The organism is Halopenitus malekzadehii (genome assembly GCF_900108505.1).
Classification (GTDB): domain Archaea; phylum Halobacteriota; class Halobacteria; order Halobacteriales; family Haloferacaceae; genus Halopenitus; species Halopenitus malekzadehii.
Window position 1 is genome coordinate 13,066 of record NZ_FNWU01000004.1, and the last position, 17,034, is coordinate 30,099.

The 17,034-nt window shown below is 66.5% G+C and carries 18 protein-coding genes; 10 read left to right on the top strand and 8 right to left on the bottom strand.

All coding sequences use genetic code 11. The features are described from left to right. Window position 1 precedes the first annotated feature (1 nt). On the bottom strand, window positions 2-922 hold the full coding sequence (locus BLW38_RS08760; protein WP_092816881.1) for a 1,2-phenylacetyl-CoA epoxidase subunit PaaC: 921 nt from the start codon (window positions 920-922) through the stop codon (window positions 2-4). A 155-nt stretch (window positions 923-1,077) separates the two neighbouring features. Here BLW38_RS08760 and BLW38_RS08765 point away from each other — a divergent pair, with 155 nt between their 5' ends. Together BLW38_RS08765 and BLW38_RS08770 are read left to right on the top strand one after the other, a co-directional pair. Beyond that, complete coding sequence (locus BLW38_RS08765) at window positions 1,078-1,575, top strand: GNAT family N-acetyltransferase (RefSeq protein WP_092816882.1); 498 nt, start codon at window positions 1,078-1,080, stop codon at window positions 1,573-1,575. Between the two features lie 2 nt (window positions 1,576-1,577). Beyond that, window positions 1,578-1,871 (top strand): 2Fe-2S iron-sulfur cluster-binding protein, encoded by a 294-nt coding sequence (locus tag BLW38_RS08770; protein ID WP_092816883.1) that lies wholly within the window; start codon window positions 1,578-1,580, stop codon window positions 1,869-1,871. Between the two features lie 578 nt (window positions 1,872-2,449). On the opposite strand, the gene BLW38_RS08775 is transcribed toward BLW38_RS08770, so the two are convergent. Further along, a complete protein-coding gene (locus tag BLW38_RS08775) occupies window positions 2,450-4,084 on the bottom strand; it encodes an acyl-CoA synthetase (RefSeq protein ID WP_092816884.1) in 1,635 nt (544 codons plus the stop codon). Window positions 4,085-4,293: 209 nt separating this feature from the next. Between BLW38_RS08775 and BLW38_RS08780 the strand changes: the two genes are divergently transcribed. After that, window positions 4,294-5,139, top strand: a complete 846-nt coding sequence (locus BLW38_RS08780; protein ID WP_218143047.1) for an enoyl-CoA hydratase/isomerase family protein — start codon at window positions 4,294-4,296, stop codon at window positions 5,137-5,139. An 89-nt stretch (window positions 5,140-5,228) separates the two neighbouring features. After that, window positions 5,229-6,023: an enoyl-CoA hydratase/isomerase family protein gene (locus BLW38_RS08785; protein ID WP_092816886.1), complete on the top strand. Its 795-nt coding sequence runs from the start codon at window positions 5,229-5,231 to the stop codon at window positions 6,021-6,023. Between the two features lie 68 nt (window positions 6,024-6,091). Here the strand turns inward: BLW38_RS08785 and BLW38_RS08790 are convergent, their stop codons facing one another. The 3 genes from BLW38_RS08790 to BLW38_RS08800 form a co-directional block, all read right to left on the bottom strand. Next, window positions 6,092-7,003: an enoyl-CoA hydratase/isomerase family protein gene (locus tag BLW38_RS08790; protein WP_092816887.1), complete on the bottom strand. Its 912-nt coding sequence runs from the start codon at window positions 7,001-7,003 to the stop codon at window positions 6,092-6,094. After that, a complete protein-coding gene (locus tag BLW38_RS08795) occupies window positions 7,000-7,881 on the bottom strand; it encodes a 3-hydroxyacyl-CoA dehydrogenase family protein (RefSeq protein WP_092816888.1) in 882 nt (293 codons plus the stop codon). The genes BLW38_RS08790 and BLW38_RS08795 overlap by 4 nt, the downstream gene beginning before the upstream one ends. Before the next feature lie 639 nt (window positions 7,882-8,520). After that, window positions 8,521-9,753, bottom strand: coding sequence for a tRNA sulfurtransferase (locus BLW38_RS08800; protein ID WP_092816889.1), 1,233 nt, complete (start codon window positions 9,751-9,753; stop codon window positions 8,521-8,523). Between the two features lie 136 nt (window positions 9,754-9,889). Between BLW38_RS08800 and BLW38_RS08805 the strand changes: the two genes are divergently transcribed. The 5 genes from BLW38_RS08805 (at window position 9,890) to speB (ending at window position 13,874) form a co-directional block, all read left to right on the top strand. After that, entirely contained in the window at window positions 9,890-10,846 is a 957-nt protein-coding gene (locus BLW38_RS08805; RefSeq protein WP_092817018.1) for an NAD-dependent epimerase/dehydratase family protein, read from the top strand. Between the two features lie 104 nt (window positions 10,847-10,950). Beyond that, entirely contained in the window at window positions 10,951-12,129 is a 1,179-nt protein-coding gene (locus BLW38_RS08810; RefSeq protein ID WP_092816890.1) for a M24 family metallopeptidase, read from the top strand. Between the two features lie 122 nt (window positions 12,130-12,251). Next, window positions 12,252-12,503: a hypothetical protein gene (locus BLW38_RS08815; protein ID WP_092816891.1), complete on the top strand. Its 252-nt coding sequence runs from the start codon at window positions 12,252-12,254 to the stop codon at window positions 12,501-12,503. Between the two features lie 148 nt (window positions 12,504-12,651). Next, window positions 12,652-13,029 (top strand): translation initiation factor IF-5A, encoded by a 378-nt coding sequence (locus tag BLW38_RS08820; RefSeq protein WP_092816892.1) that lies wholly within the window; start codon window positions 12,652-12,654, stop codon window positions 13,027-13,029. 5 nt (window positions 13,030-13,034) lie between these two features. Next, entirely contained in the window at window positions 13,035-13,874 is an 840-nt protein-coding gene (speB, locus tag BLW38_RS08825) for an agmatinase (protein ID WP_092816893.1), read from the top strand. A 21-nt stretch (window positions 13,875-13,895) separates the two neighbouring features. On the opposite strand, the gene BLW38_RS08830 is transcribed toward speB, so the two are convergent. The 3 genes from BLW38_RS08830 to BLW38_RS08840 form a co-directional block, all read right to left on the bottom strand. Then, window positions 13,896-14,729 carry an NAD+ synthase gene (locus tag BLW38_RS08830; RefSeq protein WP_092816894.1) on the bottom strand — a complete coding sequence of 278 codons (834 nt, stop codon included), beginning with the start codon at window positions 14,727-14,729 and terminating at the stop codon, window positions 13,896-13,898. Between the two features lie 94 nt (window positions 14,730-14,823). Then, window positions 14,824-15,435: an NUDIX hydrolase gene (locus BLW38_RS08835; RefSeq protein ID WP_092817019.1), complete on the bottom strand. Its 612-nt coding sequence runs from the start codon at window positions 15,433-15,435 to the stop codon at window positions 14,824-14,826. A 95-nt stretch (window positions 15,436-15,530) separates the two neighbouring features. Then, window positions 15,531-15,923 (bottom strand): hypothetical protein, encoded by a 393-nt coding sequence (locus BLW38_RS08840; protein ID WP_092816895.1) that lies wholly within the window; start codon window positions 15,921-15,923, stop codon window positions 15,531-15,533. 128 nt (window positions 15,924-16,051) lie between these two features. Here BLW38_RS08840 and BLW38_RS08845 point away from each other — a divergent pair, with 128 nt between their 5' ends. Then, window positions 16,052-17,023 (top strand): DUF5787 family protein, encoded by a 972-nt coding sequence (locus tag BLW38_RS08845; RefSeq protein ID WP_092816896.1) that lies wholly within the window; start codon window positions 16,052-16,054, stop codon window positions 17,021-17,023. The last annotated feature ends 11 nt before the right edge of the window (window positions 17,024-17,034 follow it).

Here is a 17,034-nt window from a genome sequence, read left to right on the forward strand (position 1 = left end):
CTTACACCTGCACTTCGACCGTCTTCGACTGGATCAGGTCGACGTATTTCTCGTTGGCCGGGCCACGACCGCGCCAGCGGTCGATGACGTCGTCCCACGAGATAGGCTCGTCGAAGCGCCATTCCTTGTTGTCCTCGTCGAAGGCGACCGGGAACTCGTAATCGAGGACGTACTCGTCGGACGCCTCGTCATAGTGGGCCGGGACGTCCAGATCGAGTTCGTTCATCAGCGGCATCGCACGTTCGAGCCAGTCCTCGCGCAGCTCGTCGTTCGTCTTGCCCTTGATGCAGTACTCGAGCTGGTCGTCGTGTTTCTTCTTGTCGTCCGGCAGGCCGAACCACTCGATCGCCATCGGGAACATCCAGTCGATGGCGTCCTGGAGCTTCGCCCGCGTCTTGTCGCTTTTGTTGGCGAGCCGACGCATCCAGGTCTCGCCGTGGCGCAGGTGGAACTGCTCCTCCTTGTTCACCTTCGTGAGCGCGCGCTTCCAGGGCGCGTAGGAGGTGTTCTCGTGAACGTCGCTGAGGAGGACGATCCCCGCGCGATCGAACATCCCGTGGGCGCTGACGAGTTCCGCGAAATTGTCGATGTGCTGGTCGAATCCGTACGTGTTCCGGAACTCGTGGGGTTCACGCTCGTAGATGAGTTCGTGACGGTCCTCGCCGAGATCCTCGAGGAGTCGGTAGGCGATGTGGCCGTGACCGAGCTCGTCCTGGATGACGCTGATACAGGACGCACGGGCGTCCATCGAGGGGGCGTTGAGCGACTGCTCGTAGTAGGCCGGTGCGCTCATCAGTTCGGTGTCACCCGAAACCGTGAGGATCTGCTTGAGTGCCTTCTCGTAGCCCTCAGTCATCTCCTCGCGCGATTCGATCATCTTGCCGTTCTGTACTTGCTCTTTGAGTTTCGCTTCCGTGGGCATAGCTGACTCGCTATCATCCCTTTGGCTGCGGAGGGTTATAATCCTTTTCTGTATACGAACGGCGTAATTGACCGCCCGAACGTGGCGGGCTCATCCCGGTGAGCCGGCCGTCGTGGAGGGCGACTTTTTTAATCCTCGACGACGTTCGGGCTCGTATGACCTACGAGGTTCGACACGCGGAACCCGGCGATGGCGAGGAACTCCTCGAGCTCTGGCACGGATTCACCGAACACCTCTCGAAATACGACGAGCGCTATCGCCACAAGGAGAGCGCCAACGACCGCTGGCTGCAGTACTTCGAGAACCAGTTGCTCAACTCGAAATACGGAACCGTCGTCGTCGCCGAGGACACCGACACCGGCGACCTCGTCGGCGTCCTCGAGGCCCGCGTGAGGGGAAACCACCCGATCTTCCGCCTGCAGAACCACGGCTACATCAACGGCCACTTCGTCACCGAGGAGCACCGTGGCGAGGGACTGGGCACACGGATGATCGACGCCGTCCGTGAGTGGTTCGGCGAGGATCCCCGTGAGATCGACTTCTACCGCGTCGACGTGATGCACGGCGACGAGGACTCCGCGGAGTTCTACCGCGCCCACGAGTTCGAACCGGTCGAACACGTCTACGAACAGCGCCTCGACGAGGACGCCTAAGTATGGTCGAGACCCATACCGTCGAGTTCGTCGACCTCGATCAGACGATCGAGGTCGCGGAGAACGAGCCGATCCTGGAGGCCGCCGAGGCCGCCGGGATCGATATGCCCTACCAGTGCCGGATGGGCGTCTGTGGGGTCTGTTCGGCCAAGCTCGCCGGCGACAGCGACCCGAGCGACGTCGATCAGACCGAGGGAATGTTCCTCTCCGACTCGGAGAAGGAGGAGGGATACGTGTTGACCTGTATCGCGAAGCCGCGTACGGACCTGAAAATCGAAACCGACCGCGGTCCCTGACCCTGACGACGATCGTCGCCCACGGACTGGCTCGTTGTGCCGTCCGGTGCCCGTCTGCCCTCTCGGGCGTGCCGTCACAGTTTCTTGATCATCGTTCTGTTCGTGATAGCTCTGTTTGCCACTCGTCCCGTCGGTCGCCACTTCGATCGTTCCCGCCCGCAGTTGTGTGTATACGGTAAATGTATACGTTATTTCGATCGGCTGACCGCGCCGACCGGGCCGTCCGTTCGACCGTCTGGTTCATTCGATCATTCGTGGTCGGGTCGGCCTTGGTTCGTCACTTTCGGTTATACAAACAGACATAGTCTTGTAATCTTCTGTGCTCCGACCGGAGAACGGCGGCCGCTCGAGCGCCCGAGTTCGTATACGTAATCGTATACGCAACCGTATACAAAATACGTTTACACCCATAGGGTCGGTCTATGCGTGAAACGAAACGCCCGGACACGCTACAAGACGGCGTGGGACGCCTCCTGGACGGACAGCGGTTCTTCGGGAGCTAGTGCCGGCAACGAAATGGAAAAGGCGTCGTCTGGAAAACGCGTCGTCTCGGCCCTGTTCGTGGGCCGGCTCCGTGTCTACTGACGTTCGCGCTCGCGTAGTTCCGTCCGGCGGATCTTGCCCGTCTCGGTCCGCGGGAGGGACTCGACGAACTCGACCGCGCGGGGGTACTTGTAGGGCGCGAGCGTGTCCTTGACGTGGTTCTGGATCTTCTCGACGAGCGCGTCGTCGCCCGTGACGCCCTCGGCGGTGACGACGAACGCCTTCACGATCTCACCGCGCTCCTCGTGCGGGCTGCCGACGACGGCGACCTCGGAGGTCTCCTCGACCTCCTCGACGACTGCCTCGACCTCGGGGCCGGGGATGTTGTACCCGCTGGAGACGATGAGGTCGTCGTTGCGTGATTTGTACTCGAAGCGTCCGTCCTCTCGCTGGACGAAGATGTCGCCCGGCAGCGACCAGCCATCCGCGACGGCGTCCTCCTGTTTTTCGGGTCGGTTCCAGTACTCGACGCCGGTCGGACCGCGAACCGCCAGGAGCCCGGCCTCGCCGCGTTCACACTCTTCACCCGTGTCCGGGTCGATGATCTTCCCCTCGTAGCCGGGGGCCGCGAAGCCGGTCGCGGTCGGATCGATCTCCTCGTCGTGTCGGTGGCTGATGAAGATGTGGAGCATCTCCGTCGTGCCGATCCCGTCGAGAAGCTTGATGCCGTATTCCTCCTTGACGTTCTCGAAGGTGGTCGGCGTGAGCGGCTCGCCGGCGCTGAGCCCGAGCCGGAGCGAGGAGAGGTCGTACTCGTCGGTCGCGTTCGGATGCTGGGAGAGCATCTGGTTGTAGCCGGTCGGGATCGAGCACATCACGGTGATGCCGTGCTCCTCGGTCGCCTCGAGGAGGTCCTCCGGTGAGGCGTCCTCGACCAGGCTCACGCTCGCGCCGAATCGAAGCGGGAACGTGACCAGATCGCCGTAGCCGTACGCGAACGGCAGCGGCGGATTACCCCCGAAGACGTCGTCCTCGGTCGGCTCGATGCAGTAGCGTGCGTATCCGTCGGCGGTCGACAGCACGTGTCGGTGGGTGTGGACCGCGCCCTTCGGTCGACCCGTCGTTCCGCTCGTGTACAGCATCAACGCGAGGTCGTCGCGCTCGGTCGGGTACGCGTCGAGTTCGGAGCTGGCTGCCTCGAGGAGCTCGTCGTAGTCGTGGTGGTCGTGCTCGACGCCGTTGCGCTGGGCCACGATCACGTCGTCGACCGTGTCGAGATCCGGGAGCGCGTTGTTGACCTCCTCGACCAGGCCGTCGTAGACGACGACTGCCGACGCCTCGGCGTTGTTGATGATGTAGCGAAGCTCCTTCGCACGCAGCAGCTTCATCGACGGGAGCGCGACCGCGCCGATCTTCTGAACGGCCAGACACGTAACGATCGCCTCGGGGCGGTTCGGGAACCGAGCAACGACGCGGTCGCCGGCCTCGACGCCGAGGTCGGTCAGCGCGTTCCCCATCCGGTTGACCCGTTCCTGCAGCTCGGCGTAGGTGATCTCCTCGTCCTCGAAGTGGATCGCCACGGCGTCGCCGTGGCCGTTACGGACGTGGACGTCGACGAGCTGTTCGGCGGCGTTGATCTCCTGTGAGTAGTGGAGCTCCGGGAGCGGGTGGATGTAATCCGGCCGGTCCGATTCGTCCGGGAGGTACTCCTGTGGTACTGATGGCTGCATCTACCCTATCTCATACTATTTCGTCGCGTTATACTTGTTGGTTTTCCTCGGCGATACTTATGGCGCCGGGACGATGCCGTGCCCATCGCCGGAAAGTATAAACCCCTCAATCGACCACCGATTCGGTATGAACCCCGTATCGCAGGCAGTGATCTCCAGATGACGTCGAGACGACCCGGCCGGATCGTCCCGAATACGGGCCAGCGATGATGGCCGAGTACGAGGTCGAACGCGTCCACGAGGAGGTTCGTATCGAGCGTCCTGACGGCAGCGATCGTGGCGACGTCGGCGACGAACGGAGCGGACGCGTCGCCAGGCTGGTGATGGAGCGCGGCGACGGTAGCCTGAACGTCTTCCGACCGCCCAAACTCGAGGCGATGGCCGCGGCGGTCGAGGCGCTTGCCGACGATGTCGACTGTCTCGTCGTCTACGGCGAGGGAGAGTTCTCGGCCGGTGCCGACCTCGAGTTCATTCGTGAGGCACCCATCGAGATGCGGCCGGTCACGATCGACACGATCGCGGCGGCCTCGAGCCGGTATATCCGTGCCGTCCGGGAGTTCCCCGGACCGGTGATCTCGGCCGTGACCGGGATCGCGGCGGGCGGCGGGCTCGGGTTTATGCTCGCGTCGGACCTCAACTACCTCCACGAATCCGCGATCCTCGACACCGCCTTCGCCCGGATCGGCCTCACGCCCGATAACGCGATCTCCTTTTTTCTCGTGAAGACGGTCGGCCCGTACAAGGCTCGCGAGCTGCTGTTCGATCCCGAGCCGATCGACGCCGCGGAGGCGGTCGATCTCGGCTTCGCGAACGCGACCTACGGCGGCTCCGCCGACGACTTCCTCGAGACGGTGACGGATCGTGCACGCGAGCTTGCCGCCGGTCCGACCGCCGTCCACGCGGAGACGAAGACCCTCGTCGACGCCTCCTACGAGGGCCGGCTCAGTCAACATCTCGAACAGGAGCGGACCGCGATCAAGCGAATGAGCGGGACCGACACCTTCGACGAGGGGCTCTCGGCGTTCCTCGACCGACGTGAGCCGGAGTGGCACTGAACCGCGGTCGCACAGCGACACGGGTCGCTCGCGCCCCACGCGCGGGATCGATCGACACAAGTTAGTTCCCGTCGAGCCACCACGTATCGATGACCGACCAGCAGCCCACGTTCGACACGCTCGAGGTCACGGTTTCCGAGGAGGGAGTCGCGACCGTCCGACTCGCCAGCGATCCCGTCAACGCGATCAGCCAGGCGATGCGCCACGAGCTGGCCGACGCGCTCGAAGTGCTCCGTGAGGACCGGGTCCGCGTCGTCGTCTTCGCCGGCACCCCGACGGTCTTCTCGGTGGGTGCCGACGTCGGCCTCTTCGAGGAAGCGCAGGAGTGGACGACCGCCGAGTTCCGCAGCAACTCCCGCGTCCTCGGTCGCGTCTTCGACGGACTCGAGACGATCGAAAAGCCCGTGATCGCCGCGATCGAGGGAACCTGCGTCGGCGGCGGCCTCGAGCTCGCGCTCGCGTGTGACGTCCGAATCGTCGCGCCCGACGCAACGCTCGGGTTCCCGGAGCACAACATCGGACTTATCCCCGGCCTCGGCGGCTGCTCCCGCTTCGTCGAGCTGGTGGGGCCCGGAGTCGCGAAGGATATGATCTTCTCGGGTGATCTGATCGACGGCGCGGAGGCGGCCGAGATCGGCCTCGTGGAACGCGTCGAGGACGACCCCGACGCCGCCGCCGCGGCCTACGCTGAGGACCTCCTTGATCGGCCGCCGCAGGCGCTCGGGCTGGCGAAGCGGGCGGTCAACACGGCACGGGACACCGACACCCGGACCGCCGGCTTCGTCGAGTCGCTCGCCCAGAGCACGCTCCTGAAAACGGCGGACCACGAGGAGGGCGTGGCGGCGTTCCGAGAGGATCGGGATCCGGAGTTCACCGGGGAGTGAGGTGACGGTCCCGATCGGGCGTCATCCTGCTCGGATCGCAGTCAGGCTTCGTCCCGCTTGGGTCGCAGTCAGGCGTCGTTCCACTCGGGGTCGCGGTCCTCGAAGAACGCGGCGATCCCCTCGTCCTTGTCGGCGGTTGCGAACAGCTGGCTGAACAGTTCCGCTTCGTAGTCGATGCCGTCCTCAAGCCCGAGCTGCCCGCTGGCTCGGACCGCGTCCTTGGCGAACTCGAGCGCGACGAGGCTCTTGTCGGCCATCATCCCCGCCAGCTCGGCGACCCGGTCGTCGAGCTCGTCGGGTTCATAGACTTCGTCGACGAGGCCGATGTCGGCGGCCTCCGCGGCATCGATCAGCTCGCCGGAGAGGATCAACCGCAATGCCTGGCCAGTGCCGACGATCCGGGGGAGGCGCTGCGTGCCGCCGCCGCCGGGGATAATGCCCAGGTTGATCTCGGGCTGGCCGAGCTTCGCTCGCGTGGAGGCGATCCGGACGTCGCACGCCTGGGCCAGCTCGCAGCCGCCGCCGAGGGCGTGGCCGTTGATCCGGGCGATCACGGGCTTCGACAGCTCCGCGACGCGTTCGTAGATCCGGGGCCGTTCGCTGACCTCACGCTGGTCGATCGCATCCCGGTCGCGAAACTCGCTCACGTCCGCACCCGCAACGAACGCCTTTCCCTCGGCGTCGCCGGTCACCACGACGACGCGAACCGCATCGTCGTCGTCGATCGCCGCGAGGACGCCGGAGAACTCCTCGCGGACGGTCGCGTCGAGCGCGTTCCGTGCGTCCGGTCGCGAGATCGTGACCGTCGCGACTCCCTCGGCGAGGTCGTCGAGCACCACGTCGACGGTGTCGCAGTCGGCGGAGACGGCCGCGGTGCCGTCCGCGGCGGCATCGTCCGCGGCGGCGCCGTCGTTCCCGGTTCCGTCGGCGTCGACATCGTCCGAAGCGGCGTCACTCGCGTTGGAATCACTCCCAGTCATCGGTCGTCGTCCCCGCTCACGCCGACGATCTCGCCGTCCTCCCAGACGTAGAAGCCCTCGCCGGATTTCTTCCCGAGCTTGCCCGCGCGAACCTTCCGCTTGAGCGTCTGGGGCGGCTTGAACCGCTCGCCGAGCTCCTCACGGAGGTACTCGAGGATGTCGAGCCGGACGTCGAGGCCGACCACGTCGGTCAGCTCGAGGGGCCCCATCGGGTGGTTGTAGCCGAGCTCCATCGCCTGATCGATGTCCTCGGCGGAGGCGACGCCCTCCTCGAGCATCCGGATCGCTTCGACGCCGAGCGCGACGCCGAGCCGCGAGGAGGCGAACCCCGCAGTATCAGTGACCGTCACGGGTTCCTTGTCGATCTCCTCGACGAGGTCGGTCGCCGCCGCGAGCGTGTCCTCGCTCGTCTGTTCGGCGACGATGATCTCCACGAGCCCCATGATGTGGACGGGGTTGAAGAAGTGGAGTCCGACCGCGCGCTCGGGATGCTCGAGCGCGTCGGCGATCGCCGTCATCGACAGCGAGGAGGTGTTGCTGGCGATGATCGTGTCGTCGGTGACGTGCTCCTCGACGTCGGTGAACGTGTCGCGTTTGAGGTCGAGGTCCTCGGGGACGGCCTCGATCACGAACGCCGCGTCCGTGACCGCGCCCGCGAGGTCGGTCGTCGTGTCGATCCGGTCGAGGGCCGCGTCGGCCTCCGCCTGCGTGAGCTTGTCGCGCTCGACGCCGCCCTGCAGGTTCCTCTCGATCGCCTCGACCCCGTCCTCGAGGATCGACTCCTCGATGTCGCGGATCGTGACGTCGTGGCCCGCCATCGCGGTCACCTGTGCGATACCGTGTCCCATCGTCCCGGCTCCGAGTACGGTAACGTTCATCAGTCATAGCTTGCCGAACGGACTCATTAAGATTGTTATCGAGTTCGATGACCCTCGTCGGTTGAAATATCGAATAAACTACTTTTCCAAGTAATTATATTATATATTATGTTTAAGGGCGGTTCAAAAACACGAGCGACGTTCGACGTCTTGGTATCCAAAGTGGACGTTCGTGGAGGGGTTCTCCGGCCAGTCACCCTTTCAGTTACTGAATTGATTTTATACTCGATTCGTTCGGCCCCGATCGATCCCGTCGCCGATCGGTTTTCCATCGTCCGTGATCTTTTCCACCGGCCGTGATCCTTTCCACCGGTCGTGATCCGTGTGTTCACGCGATCGGCTGTAACCTAAAATATCAGTATTGAATACATAATCGTTTCCAGAAACGTACCGTGTGGAGGATCGCCTCCGCACGGTCGGACAACGAAGTCCCGGGGACGAGCGGGACGTGTTCACGCAGTGGGCAGATGGGTTTCGGTGACGGCCGGGGTGGCCGCGCATGTCAGGACTGCCCACTCGCGACGAGCGTCGGGATATATAAGTCGTTCCTGGCGATTCCCTACCGACCGGAAGCGGCGGTGAATTTATATATGGTGACGTAATTAATCGAGGATTCTCCAACCGCACTTCCCAACCGTTCTACAGCAAGACGCGCTCGGCGCCGTCGGCGGCGTCGCGGGCCGCGTCCCGGAGCCACTCCGGCTCGACGTCGGCGATCTGATCGAGGCCGGCCCGCGTCTCGACGCGATCGGGCGCGAACCGGTCGCAGCCGACCGTGATGTCGGCCGTGCCGCGGGTCCCGATCCGCTCGGCGCGCTCCGTGATCGTCGGTTTGTCGAGCGTGAGCAGCGGTCGATGGATCGGGAAGTCGGTGACCGAATCGAGCACCGAGAGGTTTTGGGTGGTCTGACTCGACTTCTGGCCGATGACCTCTCCCGTGACGACTCCGGTGGCCCCGCGGTCCGCCGCGATGTCGGCGGCGACCCGGTACATAAAGCGGCGGAAGACGAGCATCCGGCCCTGCTCGATCGTGTCGGCGAGCCGCCGACAGACGTCGCCGGCGTCGGCGACGTGGATCGCGTCGAGGTGGTTCGGCGCGTACCGTGCCAGCTGCCGCGCCGACTCCTCGGCCCGAGCGCGGTGGTCGGGGCCGCCGAAATCGCCCAGATCGAGGTAGGCCGGCGTGACCGGGACCCCCCGCCGCATCAGCTCGAAGGCGGCAACCGGCGAGTCGATCCCGCCCGAGAGCAGCGCGACGACGGGCCGTTGACTCCCCAGTGGAAGCCCGCCCGGACCCGGGTGCTTCTCAACGAAGACGAACGCCTCGTCGTCGGCGACGTCGGCGCGGAACGTCAGATCCGGGTCCTCCAGATCCACCGTCGGATCCGGGTCCGCGACCGCCTCGAAGACCGCGCTACCCCCCTCGCGCTCGAGCTCCTCGCTCGTGAACGGATGGTCGCCGACGCGGTTGGCCCGAACCGCGAAGCTTCCGCCGTCGAACCGGTCGATTGCGACGGCCGCAAGCGCGTCCGTGACCGCCGCCATCGTCGGAGCGACGGTCATCGCGGGGCTCGCGGAGACCACGCCCGCGGCGTCTGTCGCGGCGTCCACCGCTGCGGCGACGCCCGCGGGATCCGGCGCCTGATCCGACGACGCTGTCGGCTCGATGACCAGGCGGTTTCGTCGATGGCGGACCGGCGCGTCGATCCCGCGGTCCGCCAGGAGCGCGCGCAGGTTCCGGCCGAGCTGTGACTGCATCTCGTAGCGGACGCGCTCGCTTTTCGTGCCGATCGCGCCGACTCGAACCAGGACCGCGTCCGCGTTCGGCGGCACACGATCGACGCCGATCGACGGCGCGGGACCACGTGTCATCGACGATCGTTCGCGGGGCACGGATATATGACCGACGAAACGGGACGATCCGTCGATCCGGCACGTTTTGAACGCCGCCGCCGAGCATCCCGGTATGAACGTCAAAACGTCCGATATGAACGTCAAAACGTCCGGTATGAACGTCATCGTCACCGGCGGTCGCGGGAGTTCGGGCCGCTGGGTCGTCGACGCGCTTGCAGCCGATCACGACGTGGTCGTCCTGGATCGGTCCCTGCCGTCGAACGGCGGCCATCCCGACGTCGAGTATCGGGCGCTGGATCTCACGAAGGCGGGCGGGACCTTCGACGCGATCACCGCGATCGACCCCGACGCGGTGATCCACTGGGCCGCGATCCCAGTGGCCGGCACGCATCCGGGTGTCGACGTCTACCGGAACAACACGCTGGCTGCTCACAACGTCCTCACGGCCGCCGGGCGCGTCGGCGCGGACGTCGTCCAGGCGTCCTCCGACGGGACCTACGGGTTCTTCTTCGCCGAGGAGACGCCGGTCCCCGACGCGCTTCCGGTGACGGAGGACCACGCCTTGCGTCCCGAGGACGCCTACGGGCTTTCCAAGGTCGTGACCGAGGAGATCGCCGAGACGGTCGCACGCCGCGACGACGTCTCGATCGCCTCGATCCGCCCCACCTGGATCCAGGAACCGGGAGCGTACCCCTGCCGGGACCCCGAGTACGTCACGGACCGATCGGCCGGTGCCGGGAACTACTGGTCGTACGTCGACGTCCGCGACGTCGTCGATCTCGTCGTCGTCGCACTGGCCGGCGTCACGGCGCAGGCATCCGAAACGGAGACGGGCGACGAGGGGGAAGGCGTCGAGGGCGTAGACGATGACGGGACGCCGGCCGTGATCGCGGGCCACGAGGCGTTCAACTGCGCCGCTCCCGACAACGCGCTCGGCGAGCCGCTTCGGGAGCTGTTGCGGGACCACTACGGTCGGCTCCCGGCGGACTGCTCGATCGAGGGGGACGCGTCGGCGTACGCCACCGCCAAGGCCGAGCGACTGCTCGGGTGGAAACCCACGCGGTCCTGGCGCGACGCCGCCGACGAGGCGGTCGCGCCGCCGGAGGTCTGACGATCCTCGGCGGAGGCAGGACCCACCGTCTACAGTAACCGTTCCTTGCGTACACGAAATGTTTTTACACCGGCTCGACGACCGTCTACGTGAGATCCGTCGCCATGCCACGAGACCTCTTCACCGAATCGGAGTACGAACGGCGCGTCGAACGCACGAAACAGCGGCTACGCGAGGAGGGATTGGACGCGATCGTCGTCGCCGACCCGGCGAACATGAACTATCTGGCCGGCTACGACGGCTGGTCATTTTACGTCCACCAGGCCGTGATCGTCACCCGCGAGCGCGACGAGCCGGTGTGGGTCGGCCGGGATATGGACGGCAACGGCGCCCGGGCGACGACGTGGCTCTCCGAGGAGAGCATCCGTGCCTACAGCGACGACCACGTCCACTCGCCGCACGATCTCCACCCGATGGACTACGTCGCCGGCGTGCTCGAGGACCTCGACGTCGACGACGGACGCATCGGCCTGGAGATGGACGCGTCCTACTTCACCGCCAAGTCCTACACGCGGCTGCAGTCGAACCTCCCCGAGGCAGACTTCGAGGACGCCACCCTGCTGGTCGGCTGGATCCGGATCAAGAAGTCCGAGCAGGAACTCGAGTATATGCGCGAGGCGACCCGCATCTCCGAGGAGGCGATGCTGGCCGGTCTGGACGCGATCGAAGCCGGCATCCCCGAGTACGAGGCCGCCGCGGCCATCTACGACCGCCTGATCCGGGGCACTGACGACTACGGCGGCGACTATCCCTCGATCGTTCCGCTGATGCCCTCCGGCGACCACACCGGAACGCCCCACCTCACCTGGACCGACCGCCCGTTCACCGACGACGAACTCGTGCTCATCGAACTGTCCGGCTGTCGCCACCGGTACCACTCGCCGCTGGCTCGAACCGCGTACGTCGGCGATCCCCCTGCAGCCGTCCAGGAAACCGCCGACGTCGTGATCGAGGGGATCGAGGCCGCCCTCGACGCCGTCGAGCCCGGCGTCACCTGCGAGGCCGTCGAGACGGCCTGGCGGGAGACGATCGCCCAGTACGGACTCGAAAAGGAGGACCGGATCGGCTACTCGATGGGGCTCGGCTACCCGCCGGACTGGGGCGAACACACCGCCAGCATTCGGCCGGGCGACGAGACGGTTCTCGAGGAGGACATGACGTTCCACATGATCCCCGGCATCTGGGAGGACGACTTCGGCGTCGAGCTCTCGGAGACCTTCCACGTGACCGCCACCGGTGCCGAGCCGCTGGCCGACTTCCCGCGCGAGTTGTTCACGATCTAGCTCGGATCGGTGGTTCCCACGCACGATCGATGGCTCCCCACCACCATCGACGGCTCCCCTGCCACGATCGGCGGACGCGATCGAAACACGGTTCCACGCGGCCCGTCAACCCCCGAGTACCGATGGGCCTCGTGACCGAACTCGTCGACGACGTCAAAGGGGCGGTTCTGGATCCGACCGATGAGCAGAAGGCGATCCTGCTCGCGATCGTCGCGATCATCATCGTCGACAGATACGCCTGGTACCACGACATCCCGTTCGTCGTCCAGACGACTGCCGCGGTCGGCGCGGGCTTTCTCGTCTTCATCCTCGTGAGCTTCCTCATCTCCGGCCAGTTCCCGCCGGACGACGGGACCGGTGACGGGGGGAACTGACGCCGATCCGCGTTGGCCGACGACGCCGAATGACGCAGACCGAGTCGGCGCCCCCACGTTCCCCTCGCTCCGCCCGTTCCGTTCTTCCGCCAGTCCCACGCCCAACGCGTTCCAAACCGTTTATACCGGCCGCGAGGGAAGCGGAGGTATGCCTCGTGAGCAAAAGCAGGTTCGCGAACTGCAAGAGGGAAGCTACGTGATGATGGACGAAGCGCCGTGTAAGATCAACCACTACAGCACCGCGAAACCGGGCAAACACGGCAGCGCCAAGGCCCGCATCGAGGGCAAGGGCGTCTTCGACGACAGGAAGCGGTCCCTGTCCCAGCCGGTCGACGCGAAGGTCTGGGTCCCGATCATCGAGCGCAAGCAGGGCCAGGTCGTCTCCGTCTCCGGCGACGACGCCCAGGTGATGGACCTGGACACCTACGAGACGTTCACGATGCGCATCCCCGAGGACGAGAGCCTCGCCTCCGACGACGAGATCGAGTACCTCGAGTACGAGGGCCAACGCAAGATCGTCGGATAATCGAGATGTTTCCGGGAGCGACGACCGATCGCGAGGCCGCATCCTACGTGGTCGTCGGCGCTCCCCTCGACGCCACGACCACCTTTCAGCCGGGCACCCGGTTCGGACCGGACCGGATCCGGCGGTTTTCCGAATCCTCCGACGATTACGACCACCGGACGGACAGCCGCTTCACCGAACTCGGCGTCCACGATGCCGGCGACGTTCATCCCTGGGACGACGTCGAATCGTACCTCGACCATCTCGCCGCGGAACTCCGCGGCATCACCTTCGACGACGCCGTCCCGGCGCTTCTCGGCGGCGAGCACACCGTCACGTACGCCGGCGTCGAGGCGGTCGATCCGGACGTGCTCGTCGTGCTCGACGCACACTTGGACCTCCGGGAGGACTACGCCGGGAACCCCTGGAGCCACGCCTGCGTCACCCGGCGGACGCTCGACGTCGTCGACCACGCGTACGTGATCGGCGCCCGCACGGGTTCGGCCGCGGAATGGGAACGCGCCGAGGCGGACGACGTGACCGTCGTCCCGCCCGAGAACGTTGGCGAGTGGACGCGGTCGGTTCAGGATGGCGACATCCTCCCGGGCGAGGACTCGTCCGTCTACCTCTCCGTCGACATCGACGCCGCGGATCCCGGATACGCGCCCGGAACCGGCACGATGGAGCCGTTCGGCCTGTCGCCGCGGGAACTGCGGGACGCGGTTCGGGCGGTCGCACCACACGCCGACGGCGTCGACGTCGTCGAGGTGAACGACCGCGACGACGGCCAGACGGCGGCGCTCGCGGGGAAACTGCTTCGGGAGTTCGTGTTCACCCACGCCCATGCCGCCACACGCCGGGACTGACGGGGTGCTCGCGGCGGAGCGTTACTGCTCGGGCGCCGGCGGCAGTCGGCGTTTGTGCGCGCTCGCCTCGTGGAGGTCGACGACGGACTCGACCTGCTCGGGGTCGACGCCGAGTTCACGGACGGTCGCGGCCTTCGAGAGGGGCCCGTGGACGTGCATCGCGAGGATCGCGTCCAGGGTGTCGTACCCGACGCCCATCTCCTCCTCGTCGGTCTGTCCGGTCCACATTCCTGCCGTTGGCGTCTGCATCACCAGATCCTGGGGAACGCCGACGTGGGCGGCCAGCTGGCGTACCTGCATCTTGTAGAGGTTGCCGATCGGGTTGCAGTCGACCGCCTGGTCGCCGTACTTGGTGAAATAGCCCGTCGCCGCCTCCGACCGGTTACCGGTGCCGAGAACGATCCGGTTCTCGGCGTTGGCGACGAAGTAGTTGAGAACCGCCCGCGTCCGGACGTAGACGTTCCCTGCCGCCATCGTGTCTTCGGCGGCCTCCGGATAGCGATCGAAGATCGTCTCGGCGATCGGGTCGATCTCGACGACGTCGTACTCGATATCCAACTCCTCGGCGACGCGCTCGGCGTCGCTCATCGTCTCGGGATCGTTGACCGACGCCGGCATCGTGATCCCGTGAAGCCCGTCCGCGCCGAGCGCTTCGACGGCGAGATACGCGGTGAGCGTCGAGTCGATCCCGCCGGAGAGCCCGAGAACGGCCCCCTCGGCGCCGGCGGCGGCGACCGTGTCCTCGATGAAGGAGACGATCCGGTCGCGGGTCGTTTCAAGTTCGGTCTCCGAGAGCCGGAGGTCGAGCGGCGGGTCCTCGGACAACAGGACGGATTCCGCGGGCGGGTTCGTCATCGAGTCGGGTTTGCGTCGCCGGCGACTAATAGGCTATTGATGGCACCAATTTTTGATCGATCGGGTGGTTATAAACTCACAGGAAGACGATCGATCACTGTTCGTCGAGATGGTCGTCCGCTTTCGCGAGCAATAGCCCCTCCAGCGTCGCGTCGTTACAGCCGGGCTGGCGAGCGGTCGCGAGCGCGTCCTCGATCGGAACCGCACGCGGCTCCAGAAACTCGTTCGTGTCCAACGTCCGCTTGACCGGCTCCAGGTCCCGGGCGAGGACGTAGCCACGACGGTGGCGCAGCACGCCGGTCGAACACCACACCTCCTGCAGCAGCGTCGTCTCGGCCGGCGCGAAGCCGGTCTCCTCGGCCAGCTCGCGCGCGGCGGCGTCCATGTAGGACTCGTCGGATTCGACGATCCCGGCCGGCAACTCGAGCTGTCGCTGCCGGATCGTGGGGCGGTACTGCTCGACGAACAGGACGCCGCCGTCGGCGATCGCGACGACGACGGTGGCGGGCGGCAGCTCGGCCCAGTAGTAGTCCTTTGCCGTTCCGTCCGGCTGTTCGACGCGGTCGTAGCCCGCGGTCAGCCAGCCCGTCTCGTACTCGACCGCGACCGATTCGACGGGCCAATCCGGATCGCCGGGCAGCGAGTGGACCCGGCCATCCCTGAACGCCGGGAGATCCCGGAGGTCGGCGGCCGGTTCGTGGGCGATCGGCCGCTCGCTCGCGCCGGGGCCGTCCGGTTCGTGGTCGGTCGCGTGATCATCGTCGTCGGCCGCGCGGTCGCCGCCGGTCGCGTCGTGATCAGTCACGCCGATCCCCTCCGCACGTCGACGTAAAGGCGCCGGCCATCGTGGACCACCCGGACCCGCCCGTCCTCGCGGACCGCCTCGCGGTTTCGCCGCTGGAGCGCGTCCAGCTCGTCGAACGGGGTGTGCGTGAAGTGCTCTTTGACCCCGAACGGTCCCTCCTGATACCCCGGCGATCGACCGTCGTCCGACGCGAGCGCCCCGGCCAGGTACGGATACCGGCGATCGGTCACGTTCGAGACGTCGACGGTGGGCCCTTCGTCATCGGTCGGCTCCACGGTGAGGTGGTAGGGTTCCCCCGTCCCGAGATAGCTCGGCAGGGCGCCGAGCGCGAGCAGGGCGAGGGCAACGATGCCGATCGCGATGAGGAGGTTCCGCGTGACGCGGCGCATACGACCGGGGTACGGACCCCGAGCGAATACGGGTTTCGAAGCGGTGGGGGAGGGGACTCGCGCCGACGAAGCGGGGAGGTGAGGATCGCGTCGAACGAGTTTTCCTCGTTCGGGACCTGTCACCGGGTATGGTGCCCTCGCCCGGTTCGGAGTTCGGCTTCGAGCTGGCGCTGTGTGCCGCCCTCGAGAAACCCGACCGCGTGGTGGCTCGACAGCTGGGCGGTGCGGTCGCGCGATCGGGCGCGCGGGTCGTCGACGTCTGCGTGCTCGAACCCGGCCCGGGGTTCGCCGATCGAACGTCGATCACCCCGGCGGCGATCCCGGACGCGGCCCTGGCGGCCGACGTTGGTCCCGGAACGGCCGTCCCGGTCGCCGACGCGTTCGATCTGCCGCCGGAACGAGCACGAACCGTGGTCGACGCCGCCGTTGACGCCGGCTACCTCGAACGGGAGCGACGTGATGGGCGAGACCTCGTGCGCGCGATCGCACGCTACCCGGACGACTGGGTCAGCAAACTCGTCGCAATCGAGAATAAGCCGGACCTCGACCGTCCCGGCAACCTACGGGCGCAGCTCCGGTTCGACGTCGAACTCGGCCTCTTCGACCGGGTCTGGCTCGCGACGGCGTCACACGTCACCCGCGCACATTTAAACCGGATCCCGACGGAGGTCGGCGTGCAGCGCGTCGACCCCGAGACCGGCGATCGGGAGGTCGTTCGCGAGCCGACGGCGCTTCCCGTCGCCGATCCGGGGATCGAGATCGTCGCGGCGGAGGGCCTTCGAACCGACGTCGAGGTCGTGACTCCGGCAGCAAAGTCTCGGAAGCGACGCCGGATCGCGGAGCGCGCCTACGGGAAGGGCTGGCGACCGGACCCGCCGGGGTGTGCCCACGCGAGCACGACCGCGGACGGTCGTCCCTACTGCGACCGCTTCGACCGTGTGGTGGACCCCGGTCGAGACTGCGGAAACGGCTGTACGGCGTACGATCCAGCCGATCCGCCCCAGACCGATCACCGGGCGCTGCGGGCGGCCAATTCGGCGTGGGTCGCCGGCCCCGATCGCGCGCCGCGCAGGCAGACGGGGCTCGACCGATTCGGGTGACTGCAGCGCCC